Source organism: Pontibacter pudoricolor, assembly GCF_010092985.1.
In the GTDB taxonomy this organism is placed as follows: Bacteria; Bacteroidota; Bacteroidia; order Cytophagales; family Hymenobacteraceae; genus Pontibacter; species Pontibacter pudoricolor.
In genome coordinates, this window is record NZ_CP048106.1 from 4,021,104 (window position 1) to 4,034,294 (window position 13,191).

Sequence of the window (13,191 nt, forward strand, 5' to 3'; positions counted from 1 at the left end):
AATATGAGATCACAGGCTGCCCTTTTACTTTGTTTGCTGCTGAGCTTTCCGCTTGCGGCACAGGTAGGAGGGCAGCGTGGTTTTACACACCTGGAGTTGCCTGCCAGTGCCAAACAGGCGGCTCTCGGAACTATAAATGTGAGCGCATTTGGGCACGATGTGAACATGGTAGCCGCCAACCCTGCCTTGCTGAACGCGGAGATGGACCGTCAACTGAGTTTGAGCTATGTGGGTTACCTGGCGGATATCAAACAAAGTACTATAGCTTATGCTTTTAACCACGAAAAGCTGGGGCGCTGGGCGGCAACTATAAACTACCTGAACTATGGCGATTTTGTGCAGCGCGACGCAACCGGCATGGAAGAAGGCAACTTTACCATTAATGATTATACGCTCAGTTTAACCCACGCCCGTCAGGCCGAGGCTTTTACCATAGGAGCTACTGCAAAATTTGCGGTTTCAAGTATGGCTGGTAACAAAGCGGTTGGATTGCTGGCTGATGTCGGTGGTTTGTTCAAACATCCGGAACGTGATCTTACAGTTGGTCTGGCTTTTAAGAACATCGGTTACCAGGTAAAACCATTTGATGACGGTGAGCGGCAGGCGATGCCTTTTGATGCGCAACTGGGAGCCAGCTACAAACCGGAACATATGCCGGTGCGGCTCTCCGTTACTGCACACCATCTTTACCAGTTCGACGTTGTATATCTGGACCCGAATACCAAAGGCCGCTTAGATGCGAATGGGAATGAGATAAAAGAGGAGAAAACAACAGGGGATAAGATAGCGCGGCATTTTGTAGTTGGCACAGAGTTTATTTTCAGTAAAAATTTCCAGTTACGTGCCGGCTATAACCATTTACGCCGTAAAGAACTCAGGTTGCAAAACAAAGCAGGTAGTGCAGGGTTTTCGTTGGGAGCCATGCTGCGGGTCCGGGCTTTTGAGCTGAACTATAGCAGTGCTTTCTACCACCCGTCGGGCGCAGGCCATTACGTAACTATAAGCACCGATACCGGCACTTTGCTGAAACGTAAAAACACAGAATAACAACCGGCTGTTATAGTTAGCAGCTACTTTATTATACTTAAAAATTTAAAGATGTTAGATTCCTTAGAACATTTAACACCAGCCCAGATTGTTGCGGAGCTGGATAAATATATCATCGGGCAGCAGGACGCCAAACGTAACGTAGCCATTGCGCTTCGTAACCGCTGGCGCCGCATGAACGCCGAAGAAAGTATCAGAAAAGAGATCGTTCCAAATAATATTCTGATGATTGGCGCGACCGGAGTTGGTAAAACAGAAATTGCCCGTCGGCTTGCCAAAATTGCAGATGCCCCTTTTACAAAAGTAGAAGCGTCTAAGTTTACCGAAGTAGGATACGTTGGCCGCGATGTGGAAAGCATGGTGCGCGACCTGGTAGAGCAGTCGGTGAACATGGTGAAAACCAAAAAGAAAGAAGAAGTAAAGCAACGCGCTGCCGAAATTGTAGAAGATATTATCCTGGATGCGCTTATTCCACCCATTCAGGGCCGCTCTACTACGCCTGTAAGCATGGCCGCCCACCCTGATGCTATTCCGGATAGCGACTATGAACTGAACGAGCGTACCCGCGAGAAATTCAGAGAAAAGATACGCAACGGTGAACTGGAAGACCGCAAGATCGAGATCCGGATTCAGCAGAGCGCTATGCCGGGCATGGGCGTTATGGGGCCGGGCATGGACGAAGCTTCGATGATGAACATTCAGGAGATGATCAGCGGCATGATGCCAAAGAAGACAAAAAAGCGCAAGGTAACTATAGCTGAAGCCCGCAAGATCTTATTGGAAGAAGAAGCATCCAAGCTCATTGACATGGATGAAGTAAAGGAAGAAGCGATCTTTAAAGCGGAGAACTCCGGTGTTATTTTTATAGATGAGATAGATAAAGTTGCCAGCTCGAGCAAAAAAGGTAGCGGACCGGATGTAAGCCGCGAAGGTGTGCAACGCGACCTGCTGCCTATAGTGGAAGGCTCAACAGTAAATACCAAGTATGGTGTTATCAACACCGACCATATCCTGTTTATAGCCGCCGGTGCGTTCCACGTGGCCAAGCCATCAGATTTGATACCTGAATTACAGGGCCGTTTCCCGATTCGTGTGGAATTGCAGAGCCTGACAAAAGACGATTTCTACCAGATTCTGAAATTTCCGAAGAACGCGCTTACCAAGCAGTATGAAGCCTTGCTGGCCTCCGAAAATGTATCGCTTAGCTTTAACGACGAAGCACTGGACGAAATAGCATCTATGGCTTATGAAGTAAATGCCGAAGTTGAGAATATTGGTGCACGTCGTTTGCAAACTATCATGAGCCGCTTATTGAACGATATCCTGTTCGATGTGCCGGATAAGATCGGTGCCAACGCCCAGATCCTAGTAAACCGCGAAATGGTGCGCGAAAAACTGGCAGGCATGGTGAAAAACCGTGACCTGAGCGAGTTTATACTATAGTTTTGGAGTTAGAGAGTTTAGGAGTTAAAGAGTTAGAGAATTAGAAACTATAGCTAGCCAAACTGGCGCCGGCATCCAGCCGGTGACGAATAGTGGGTGCGAGTCTCCAGACTCGCTGAGGTTGCAACTATAGTTTACAGGCCGGCAGTTTTGCAGAAGCAGAGCTGCCGGCTTTTGTTTTTAGTGTGGATTCTTGTTAGATTGATTCATAACACTTCACGAGCGTATGACATCCAATGTAATATTTGATAAACTAAAATGTGAGTTTCAAAAGCCAACCCCATTCTTAATACTCAGCGTTGTCGGAGCAATTTTTCTTATCTATATATTCTTTTCTCTATTACCAGATCAAACGGCGGGCTTAGGAGCAGCTTACGCTCTCATGTTAACTCTGGGGCTTGTAGTTGCTCTATTTATTGATAGGATTATAGTAAGGAAGTTTAAACTGTTTATCGTTGTAATAACCGAGTTAGCTTTGATATCTCTTGTTTGGTTCTTTTTATCTTGGTCAAATAAAACAGCAACTCTAATTGTAAAAACAAATCAGAATCATTTCATAGTAGTTTTTATGGAAGGTGGGGCAAACTTAGATAGTTTTAGCTATACAAACATCTTTAAAAAAGAACTGCTTATAGAAAATGAATCATGTATAGTTTTAGATAAGTCACTTGTGTACCTAGATGAATTGGAAGTAAAGCCACATGCATGGAGAAACTATTCTATGAAGTCAGAAAATATCTATATAAATGGCTCCCGTCGAATAGTTAATATATACTGGACAGGTAACAGAGAGGCTGACACAAATAGATTTCTAACTTGTTTAGAATCACTTTAACCTTTCCCAACCCCACACCCGTAATTCATAGCAATTAACTTTTTAACTTTCTAACTTATAAATTTTCTAACTATAGACCCGTGAACATCTACATCATAACCGGAACCAGCAAAGGTATAGGTAAAGCCATAGCAGAAGAGCTCCTGCAAGACGACAGCAATTTCGTGATAGGCGTTTGCCGCAACAGTACCATCACCCATAAGAATTATAGACATCAACCCTTGGATTTTTCGGATATACCGGCCGTAGAGCACAACCTGCAAAAGGTTTTTCTGCCTTATAAGGATGCTCAGAAACTGGTGCTGGTAAACAACGCCGGTGTGCTGGGAGATATCGGATATGTGGGAGAAGGCATGCCGAACGAGCGTTTCGAGTTTGTGTTTGATGTGAACGTAATTGTGCCTGCTATGTTGATGAATAGCTTCCTGCAGGTTTACCAACAGCACCCGGCTCAGAAACTTATAGTTAACATTAGCTCCGGTGCCGGCAAATACCCGATTGATGGCTGGGCAAGTTACTGTGCCTCTAAGGCAGCCCTGGATATGCTGTCGTTAACGATACAAAAGGAGCAGGACATGCGTGGCAGCGGCGTAAAAGTGTATGCCTTGTCGCCGGGCGTGGTGGATACGGCCATGCAGGAAAATATTAGAGAAGCCGATGCTGACCGCTTTAGCACAGTAGAGAAGTTTAGAGATTACAAAGCTAACAACGAACTGGCATCGCCTGAAGAAGTCGGACAAAAGATAGTGCACTTTATGCAAAACACAGACACCTTCAGTGAGGTGATCGTAGATGTTCGGAATATGTAGATTTGATTTTTAGAGCAACTATAGTTTTTATATCGTGGGGTAAGGCCAGCTACTGAAACTATAGACGTATGACGATAAAGCCCGGCCCTGTTGGCCGGGCTTTGTTGTGCTGGTAGGTAGCAACTATAGTTATATACTTTGGCAAACTATAGTTTCATTGCTCTTTTGTATGCTTGTTTATTTATAGTAGAAATTCTATCTTAACAAAACCGCTTTCTACGGAGAGCGTTTATTAGATTAAACTAACATGTAAATTACCACATCCCTCCTTAAACTTATCAGAGCCATGCACAATCAGCAAATAAAATCCTTTGAAGAGTACCAGCAGGTTTACAAACGCAGCGTAGAAGACCCCGAAGGTTTCTGGGCAGATATTGCAGAGTCGTTTACCTGGCGTAAAAAATGGGACAAAACGCTGGAATGGAATTTTGAAGAGCCTGATGTGAAGTGGTTTAAAGGAGGAAAGCTCAATATTACTGAAAACTGCCTTGACCGCCACCTAAAAACCCGGGGCAACAAACTGGCCCTGATCTGGGAACCCAACGACCCGAAAGAGCGATTTATCCGCTTTACTTACCGCGAACTATACGAGCGGGTATGCCTGTTTGCCAATGTGCTGAAAAAGAACGGCGTTAAAAAAGGAGACCGTGTGTGTATTTACATGCCCATGATCCCGGAGCTGGCTTTTGCAGTGCTGGCCTGTGCCCGCATCGGTGCTGTACATTCGGTTATTTTTGCAGGTTTTTCGGCAGTGGCTATGGCCGACAGAATTAATGATGCCGGTGCTAAAATGGTGCTCACTTCGGATGGTCTGAACCGTGGCTCCAAGCAGATACCTGTAAAGCGTGTGGTGGACGAAGCCCTGGAAAATTGCCCGTCTGTAGAAAAAGTTATAGTTGTAGAGCGTTTGGGCTGGGCCGTGAACATGGTGGAAGGCCGCGATGTATGGTATCATGATGAAGTAAAAGATGTAAGCAAAGATTGCCCTGCCGAGGAAATGGACGCCGAAGATATGCTGTTCATCTTATACACTTCAGGCTCAACGGGCAAACCGAAAGGCGTTGTGCATACCTGCGGAGGCTACATGGTTTATGCCCAGTATTCCTTCATGAACGTGTTTCAGTACGAGGAAAGTGATGTGTTCTGGTGTACTGCCGACATTGGCTGGGTTACCGGCCACACGTATCTGCTTTATGGTCCGCTGCTTTCAGGAGCAACTACGCTGATGTTTGAAGGCGTACCAACTTACCCGGACAACGGCCGTTTCTGGCAGGTGTGCGATAAGTTTGGTGTCAGCATTTTTTATACAGCGCCAACTGCCATTCGTGCGCTTATGGCCGGCGATATTGACGACGTGCTATCCTATAGTTTGGACTCGCTGAAAGTGCTTGGTTCGGTAGGGGAGCCGATTAACGAAGAGGCCTGGCACTGGTACCACACCCACGTAGGCAAAGAGGATTGCCCGGTGGTAGATACCTGGTGGCAAACCGAAACGGGTGGCATCATGATCTCCTCGCTTGCTAATGTTACTCCTATAAAGCCAGCCCATGCAGCTTATCCTTTGCCGGGCATACAACCTTTACTGGTTAATAGTGATGGTACCGAAATTACTGAAAACGAGGTAGAAGGACACCTGTGCATGAAGTTTCCGTGGCCGGGCATGATACGCACTACTTACGGCGACCATGAGCGTTGCCGTTTGAGTTACTTCTCTACATACAAAGGGCTGTATTTTACCGGAGATGGTGCCAAGCGCGACAAAGATGGTCTTTACCGCATCATTGGCCGTGTAGATGACGTGATCAACGTATCGGGTCACCGTTTCGGGACAGCTGAAATAGAAGAAGCCATCAACCATAACGATCATGTAGTAGAGTCCGCAGTAGTCGGCTATCCGCACGATGTAAAAGGGCAGGGTATTTATGCTTTTGTTATCTGCAAGGAAAAACCGGAACGTGAAGATTATCTGCGTGCCGAGATCATCGAAACAGTAGTTGAAAAAATTGGTAAAATTGCCAAGCCAGATAAGATACAGATCGTAAGCGGACTGCCAAAAACACGTTCCGGTAAGATCATGCGCCGCATTCTCCGCAAAGTTGCCGAAGGTGACACAACTAACCTTGGCGACACGTCCACACTGCTCGACCCGGATGTAGTAGATGAGATCAAGGCCGGGGCTTTGTAGAACTATAGTCAAGTAAGTAACTATGGTTACCTGTTAATTTTGGCAGATAACCATATGATTTTATATACTAAAAGCTATATTTAAGTCGGATCGTCTCTGAACTAAAACTACAATCCAACACACTGGTTATGCAGGAACAGAAATTCTATAAACTACGCCTTTATGTTACAGGCGTAATAACTATCGCTATATGGGCGCTTTTGATCTGGGGGCACTATAACGGAGGGGTGCCTGTTCACCATATTGCAGCAGATAATGATATGCCTGCTATTTCCAATTGGTGGGGAGCGCTGTTGCTTCCTTTGCTAAGCTGGTTTCTGCTATACCGCATTCATAAGAGAGTTTTCAGTGCCAAAAGGCAAGATTCCGAAAACAGGATCTTTTTGCAGGATGTACTTTACAGGTTTGCAGGTGCTGTACTTTTTGGAACCCTGATAGCTACTTGCTTTACACTCGGGTATAATAATTTAACAGGGTACCTGGTTCTAGGGCTTCTTCCATTTGCGATTTTCTTACCTATATACAGGGCCGAGTGTTTGCTTGGCTTTGTACTCGGAATGAGTTTTACATTTGGTGCTGTGCTTCCAACCGGATTTGGGATCTTAGTGAGCCTGGTGGGGCAGTACTGTACCTGATTATACGGCCAGGAATACTGTATGCCTCATCAAAAGTAGCACTCCTTTTACCTGTAAGTAAACACAAACCTCTGCAATAGCGGGGTAATATTGTAAACTATAAGACCATGTCAAGAAAAGCTTTTACTGCCGAAGGTGCCGTTTCCGTAGGCCCGTACTCACATGCCGTACAAACTGGTGATCTGCTTTATTTATCCGGCCAGACACCCATAGAAGCAACTACAGGCAAACTTGTGGATGGTGATATTGCTGCTCAAACCAGGCAGTGCTTTATTAACCTGTTTGCTGTGCTTAAAGCAGCTGGCCTTACCCCGGATAATGTGGTAAAAGTAAATGTTTTCTTAACCGATATGGCAGATTTTGGAGCGATGAACGAAGTTTATAAAACACAATTTACACAACCCTATCCGGCCCGTACAACTATAGGCGTTGCTTCGTTGCCTTTGGGTGCACAGGTAGAGATTGAGATGATCGCGCAGCGTTAAAGTAGTATTCTTAGGCGCTGACACTCTTAACTACTTACCTTTGCACAGCAACAAACTATAGCTATGATCAACGAGCAGCATAACCCCTGGACTACACTTTCTACGAGAGACATTTACCAGAACCCCTGGATAAAACTGCGTGAAGACCAGGTGCTGAACCCGAAAGGCGGAGAAGGAATTTACGGTGTGGTGAGCTTCAAAAACAAAGCCATCGGCATTATTCCTGTTGATGATGAAGGTTTTACTTACCTGATCGGCCAGTACCGCTATGCTTTGAACGAGTATAGTTGGGAAATACCAATGGGTGGTGGCTTACTGGAAAACGACGTGCTCGAATCTGCCAAACGTGAACTTCAGGAAGAGACCGGTTTTACTGCTGACCGCTGGACTAACATTTGCCGCCTGCATACATCCAATTCGGTAACCGACGAAGAAGGTTTTGTTTTCCTGGCTCAAGAGCTTACTCCTGGTGAAACCGCTTTCGAAGAAACCGAAGACCTTCAGATTAAAAGAGTCCCTTTTACAGAAGCCGTTCGCATGGCCCTTAACAATGAAATCACTGACGCCATCAGCGTAGCCGGAATCCTGAAAGCTGCTTTTATACTCGGTGTGAGGTAGTTTTATAGTTTGTCCGAATCAGGATTTGCAGGGTTAGGCTGTTGCTATAGTTGGGCTATTGGTTTCTGCTGGCGCGGGTTTGCAACCCGTGTTTTACGATGGTGTTGAGTTTTCAACTCAACTGGCCCGATAGGGATAGGAATAGTAGTAGCAGTTGCTCTAGTTCTATAGTTTCGGTTGGTCTAACCACCCCTAACCCCTCCTTGTCTAAGGCGGGGAGCTTTCGTATCTACTTACTTCTCACTTTGTCATCCTGAAAGGAGCTTGGTAGAAGGGAGGTAAGATCTTTACTATAGTTCAATAAACAATTTCATAGTTGGTTTATTAACCCACCCCTGCCCCTCCCGAGAGGGGAATTCCGGCTACTGCCATAGTTTGGTTATCAAGTTCCATAGTTGGCTTTTTAACACCCCTATAGTCCCCTCAAGGGGGCAATTCTAGCGTTTCCAATTTCTAAACTATAGCCCTATAGTTGTTGTCGATGAGCAGGGCAGGTTTACCTGTCCCCTCGAAAGTAGGACCACGATCAATCTCGAAGCTTACCGGTTCAAACTATAGATGCTGGTTGCTATGCGAAACGTCTCAGTCTTCGGGTTGAGCGCCTTGTAGATTTCTGGTGCCGCAAGGCATTGTGAGGAACGAACAAAAGAAATGTACACCGCGCGATGCCCAAAGACGGGGCCTCCCGGCCATGAGGGCACCAAAACCAAATATAGAACAATAGGTAAGTAAAGCTCCCAGGAATAAAAGCAGCTATGAAGGAAAAGGCTTGGTTCGGATTGTAGAAAATCAAACTATAGAACTCAGATTTCTCACTATGTTCGAAATGACAAAAGAGAAGCATAAAACGATTAAGACCCTCGGCTAACGCTCAAAATAACATATAATATAAGGCTATAATGGTTAACTATAAAACAACAATCCTTACTTTAACCATACCATACACAACCTATACCCGTTATTGAATTATTCTGCCGTCAGGTTGGTTTTCGGTGAGTTGAACAATGCCGGAATATTCTTACATTTGACCTCATGAAAGTGCTTAAATACCTGTCGCAACGCATTTATACAACCTGGTGCTGTACCTGGTTTATAGCTCCGTTTGTGGTAGCATATCCATTTCAGGCGATACTTATCCGGAAGCAGCAGTGGCACAGGCATGCACATAACCTGAACAGGCTGTGGTCCGTGATTTTTCTACGCATGTTTCTGACCCCGCTTCAGGTAGAATGGCGCTTTAAATTTGATCCGAAACAGCGCTATGTCTTTACGCCTAACCATAGTTCGTACCTCGATATACCTATGATACTGCGCTCCATTCCGGGTTTTCTTAACTTTGTGGGCAAAAGCTCGCTTGCCAAAGTGCCGTTGTGGGGAAAAGTATACGGAACATTGTATATTTGTGTAGATCGCAAAAGCGCCATGAGCAGCGCCAAAAGTTACATTCAGTCTAAAAAAACGCTGGATGAAGGCCGTAGTCTGGTAATTTTTCCGGAAGGAACGATACCGCCAACGGCAGGAGAACAGCTGCTGGAGTTTAAAGACGGACCGTTTAAAATAGCGATTGAAAAGCAGGTGCCGGTAGTACCGGTAACGATGCCGTATAACCAGCACTTTATGCCCGATGTGGAAGAAGTAGGGCTGAAAATACGTCGTCATCCGCTTAAGATGATCGTGCATGAGCCAATTGCAACCGAAGGGATGACCCTGGAAGATCTGCCGGCGTTAAAAGAGCGGGTATTCCATATAATACAACAAGAGTTAACCAAACACAACTATAACAAGGATGTCAACAGATATTCAAACCATCAGAAAATTAGCGCACCTGGCCAGGCTGGAGTTTAACGAAGAGAAAGAGCAGGAAGTGCTGGGCGACCTGAACAAGATCCTGAACTGGGTAGATAAACTGCGCGAGCTGGATACCGAAAACATTGAGCCCCTGACGCACATGACCGCCGAAATGAACGTGATGCGCGAAGACGTGGCCCAAAATACCATTACACACGAAGAAGCATTGTTGAACGCTCCTAAAAAAGACTCCGATTACTTCAGAGTGCCAAAGGTACTGGAGTAACAGGCAAGGCTGCTTATGAGTAAAACCAACTTCTGGAAAAACTGGGATACTGATCTGAAGTATCCCTATCTTTTTTTAATGGTACTGGCTGCAGCGGCTTTGCTGCTGGGGGGTACTATTACCTGGCAGGCAACACGGCCGCCTACGCCTGGGACAAAATATCGGATTTGCAGGTAGTGCCGGTGCCGGTACATGAAGTTACCAGGCTACTCGAGCCCTTTACTCTTTATGCTGACGGTTACCTGCTGCTGGAGCAGTATGATGTTGCCCCGGCTATGGTTCATACATGGCCTGCCGCCGTTTTCCTTGGTATTCTCAGCATATGCCTGGCTTTTTACACTGCTGCCATAAGCACTATGCGGCAGGTGCCTTATTTTGCAGGCATTTCACTCCTGATGCTGTTCCTGGCATCGTTTAATATTGATCTGTTACAGGTGTTTGGCGCAGAGCAAAGCCAGGCCATGTTGCTGGTAGCCATTGTATTACTGGCCGGGTTAAGTTATGGGTTTCAGGCATTCTGGAAGCATATAGCTTTTGGCTGGCGTGTGCTGGCCATGCTGGTAACTATAATTGTGCTGGGCGTAGCCACCTTTACCGAAGCCGAGTTTGCCCCCGATCTGACAGCCCTGCACCTGGTAAACTATAGTTCGCTGGCGACGCTTATTGCCACGTTGCTTTTTATAATCTGGATATCTTACGAAAACGTAAATGCGCTGCTCTGGATAAATACGCAAGGCAAAACCCCGGAGCGCCGCTATAGTTTGTGGCAGTTTGTACTCATCGCCGGCCTATACTTAACCAACCTGCTGCTATTATACCTCCGGCACATGGGGTACCTGCAAACCGACCTGATCTATGTAAACGGTTACCTGATACTGTTGCTTTCGGTGGTGGCTGGTTTCTGGGGAATGCAGCAGCGCGAAGCGTTTTATGGCAAGTATTTTCCCTTCAGGCCAACTGGGGCTGTGCTTTACTTAGTTTTTACAACTATAGCTTTTTTAAGCATTGGTTACGCATACGCCAACGCCAACGACCCGCTTACCACGCTGTTCCACACGTTCATTATTTACACACATCTGGTGTATGGTTCCGTGTTCTTCCTGTACCTGATGATCAATTTCGGGAAGCTGATAAAAGAGCGGAAAGCAGTGCACAAGGTGGTATATGAGCCCCGCATGTTTACGTTGTTCTCATTTTTTTTAATGAGTACCGTCATACTGGCCATCTTAGTGATCCGCACGCAATACAGCACTTATTTTCAGGCAAAGGCAGGATACTACAACTATCTCGGAGACCTGTATACTGCCTCCCAGAATCCTGCACTGGCAAAGCGCTTTTACGAAGAGAGCGATGTGTACGACATCAACAACGTGAAAGCCAACTATAGTTTAGCCTCCATGTACCGCGCAGAGTCGCAGCGCAATAACGAGATACTGCACTTAAAAGGAGCTTTGGGCAAACGCCCGAACCCGAAACTATATGTGCGCATGGCCAACCTCTACGACGAGAAACAATACTTTTTTGAGAAGCTGTATGTGCTGCACGAGGGTATCAACAGGTTTCCGGAGAGTAGCGAGATCTACAACAACATGGCGCTGCTTTACATGCAAACCAGCGTTACCGACTCTGTGGAATATTATTTTAACCTGGCCGAAAAGTATAGCTCGAACAAAGAAGTTATACAGAGCAATAGGCTGGCGTTTTATACCAGGCAGGCCATGCTGGAGCCGGCACGCGCTTTACTGAACGAAGTAAAAGGCGCTGACTATAAATCGCTGCGCAGCAACATGGCTGCCCTGCGCCAGTTACTCGGTGTTAACGACAGACCGGATGAAGCATTTGCCCCGGACTCGCTGGAGCAGGTCGAAGACTTTACACTTTTCTATAACCAGACGATCAGCAGGCTGAATAACGGCGATACCAGCCAGTTAAAAGCCATAGACCGTTATCTTAAAATGCCGGGCAACCAGTTGTTCCAGGAAGATCTGCTTTACAGCAAAGGGTTGGTGCACCATTACAATGGCCGCCCGAAAGAAGCGCGCAGTATAGTAGAGAACCTTGCCCTTGCAGCCTCAGAGCGAAGCGGGTACTACTATAATGCACTGGGTATCTGGATGCTGGAAGAAGGAAACTACCTTGCAGCTGCCCATTACTTTAAGCAGGCAAAAGATTTGGGCTATACCCAGGCGTTCCTGTCGCACGGGTATGCGCTGGCAATGGCGCATAAACCTGCAGATGCCGTTAATGCCCTGCAGGAAGTAGGGTACACCGGCCTGGAGTCGGCTACGGAAGTGGCAGGGCAGCTACAGCAGGTGTTGCAACAAAGTGTGCAGCAAACTATAGCGTCTGGCTCTGATGCCGATAAAGTAAAATACCTGCAAACATACCTGCCTCAGCTAACTATAGAACAGGTTGATGCGCTTGTGAAAAGTGTAAAAGAGAAGGAACTGCACAGGGTAGCGTTGCTGAGCCAGATAGATTACCTGATGCACCAGCAGAAATGGCGACTGGCAAATAAGGCTATTAAAATGGCATCGCCGCAACTGCAGCCGGAAGGCGAGCTGCGCAGTAAGCTTAACCTGCAGCAATTAAAGCTATGGCACTACACTAAAAACTACGATGCCCTGCTCGACCGCATGGATAACGTATACCTTACAAGGCTGGATAAACGCTACAAACTATATTTTAAAGCCAGTATAGCCGCCGCCAAAGGCCGCAACCGCGAAGCTGCCGAAAAATATAGCCAGGCTGTAAAAATCCTGTTATTTGATGAGGAAGTTGTGAAGGCTGCCGCGGCTTTTTACAAACAGTATGCCCCTGACGAGATGACAGCTTATGAGATATTACTGGATGGAATAACATATAATCCTTTCTCGGTAGAGTTGCACAAAGCGTATGCGCTGGAGAGCCTGGATAAGGGATTAACCAGCTATGCAGAAGAGGCGCTTACAACGCTTCAAAGTTTGCTTAGTGCCTCAGAATATACTACATTTAACAAGCAGTTCGAGAGCCACCACCAGGCCGCCGCTAAAAAAGCAGACGACTGGCAACTATAAAAAC

11 protein-coding genes are annotated in these 13,191 nt (G+C 46.3%); all 11 read left to right on the forward strand.

Going from position 1 to position 13,191, the window contains the following annotated elements; all coding sequences use genetic code 11:
• Positions 1-3: 3 nt before the first annotated feature.
• The 11 genes from porQ (at position 4) to GSQ66_RS17440 (ending at position 13,187) form a co-directional block, all read left to right on the forward strand.
• On the forward strand, positions 4-1,047 hold the full coding sequence (porQ, locus tag GSQ66_RS17390; RefSeq protein ID WP_162428617.1) for a type IX secretion system protein PorQ: 1,044 nt from the start codon (positions 4-6) through the stop codon (positions 1,045-1,047).
• A 51-nt stretch (positions 1,048-1,098) separates the two neighbouring features.
• Entirely contained in the window at positions 1,099-2,490 is a 1,392-nt protein-coding gene (gene hslU / locus GSQ66_RS17395) for an ATP-dependent protease ATPase subunit HslU (protein WP_162428618.1), read from the forward strand.
• Positions 2,491-2,716: 226 nt separating this feature from the next.
• On the forward strand, positions 2,717-3,325 hold the full coding sequence (locus GSQ66_RS17400; protein ID WP_162428619.1) for a hypothetical protein: 609 nt from the start codon (positions 2,717-2,719) through the stop codon (positions 3,323-3,325).
• Positions 3,326-3,405: 80 nt separating this feature from the next.
• On the forward strand, positions 3,406-4,134 hold the full coding sequence (locus GSQ66_RS17405; protein ID WP_162428620.1) for an SDR family NAD(P)-dependent oxidoreductase: 729 nt from the start codon (positions 3,406-3,408) through the stop codon (positions 4,132-4,134).
• A gap of 286 nt (positions 4,135-4,420) precedes the next feature.
• On the forward strand, positions 4,421-6,319 hold the full coding sequence (gene acs, locus GSQ66_RS17410) for an acetate--CoA ligase (protein WP_162428621.1): 1,899 nt from the start codon (positions 4,421-4,423) through the stop codon (positions 6,317-6,319).
• Between the two features lie 128 nt (positions 6,320-6,447).
• Positions 6,448-6,954: a hypothetical protein gene (locus GSQ66_RS17415; RefSeq protein WP_162428622.1), complete on the forward strand. Its 507-nt coding sequence runs from the start codon at positions 6,448-6,450 to the stop codon at positions 6,952-6,954.
• A gap of 107 nt (positions 6,955-7,061) precedes the next feature.
• Positions 7,062-7,439 (forward strand): RidA family protein, encoded by a 378-nt coding sequence (locus tag GSQ66_RS17420; protein WP_162428623.1) that lies wholly within the window; start codon positions 7,062-7,064, stop codon positions 7,437-7,439.
• A 63-nt stretch (positions 7,440-7,502) separates the two neighbouring features.
• Entirely contained in the window at positions 7,503-8,057 is a 555-nt protein-coding gene (locus GSQ66_RS17425) for an NUDIX domain-containing protein (RefSeq protein WP_162428624.1), read from the forward strand.
• Between the two features lie 1,032 nt (positions 8,058-9,089).
• On the forward strand, positions 9,090-9,902 hold the full coding sequence (locus GSQ66_RS17430; protein WP_162428625.1) for a lysophospholipid acyltransferase family protein: 813 nt from the start codon (positions 9,090-9,092) through the stop codon (positions 9,900-9,902).
• Positions 9,844-10,131, forward strand: coding sequence for an Asp-tRNA(Asn)/Glu-tRNA(Gln) amidotransferase subunit GatC (gene gatC / locus GSQ66_RS17435; protein ID WP_162428626.1), 288 nt, complete (start codon positions 9,844-9,846; stop codon positions 10,129-10,131). The genes GSQ66_RS17430 and gatC overlap by 59 nt, the downstream gene beginning before the upstream one ends.
• Before the next feature lie 167 nt (positions 10,132-10,298).
• Positions 10,299-13,187, forward strand: coding sequence for a tetratricopeptide repeat protein (locus tag GSQ66_RS17440; protein ID WP_238395745.1), 2,889 nt, complete (start codon positions 10,299-10,301; stop codon positions 13,185-13,187).
• Positions 13,188-13,191: the final 4 nt, after the last annotated feature.

Bases quoted from the DNA above. Each gene is read 5' to 3' on its own strand.
- porQ (WP_162428617.1), top strand. From the start codon at position 4: ATGAGATCACAGGCTGCCCTTTTACTTTGTTTGCTGCTGAGCTTTCCG.
- hslU (WP_162428618.1), top strand. From the start codon at position 1,099: ATGTTAGATTCCTTAGAACATTTAACACCAGCCCAGATTGTTGCGGAG.
- GSQ66_RS17400 (WP_162428619.1), top strand. From the start codon at position 2,717: ATGACATCCAATGTAATATTTGATAAACTAAAATGTGAGTTTCAAAAG.
- acs (WP_162428621.1), top strand. From the start codon at position 4,421: ATGCACAATCAGCAAATAAAATCCTTTGAAGAGTACCAGCAGGTTTAC.
- GSQ66_RS17415 (WP_162428622.1), top strand. From the start codon at position 6,448: ATGCAGGAACAGAAATTCTATAAACTACGCCTTTATGTTACAGGCGTA.
- GSQ66_RS17420 (WP_162428623.1), top strand. From the start codon at position 7,062: ATGTCAAGAAAAGCTTTTACTGCCGAAGGTGCCGTTTCCGTAGGCCCG.
- GSQ66_RS17425 (WP_162428624.1), top strand. From the start codon at position 7,503: ATGATCAACGAGCAGCATAACCCCTGGACTACACTTTCTACGAGAGAC.
- GSQ66_RS17430 (WP_162428625.1), top strand. From the start codon at position 9,090: ATGAAAGTGCTTAAATACCTGTCGCAACGCATTTATACAACCTGGTGC.
- gatC (WP_162428626.1), top strand. From the start codon at position 9,844: ATGTCAACAGATATTCAAACCATCAGAAAATTAGCGCACCTGGCCAGG.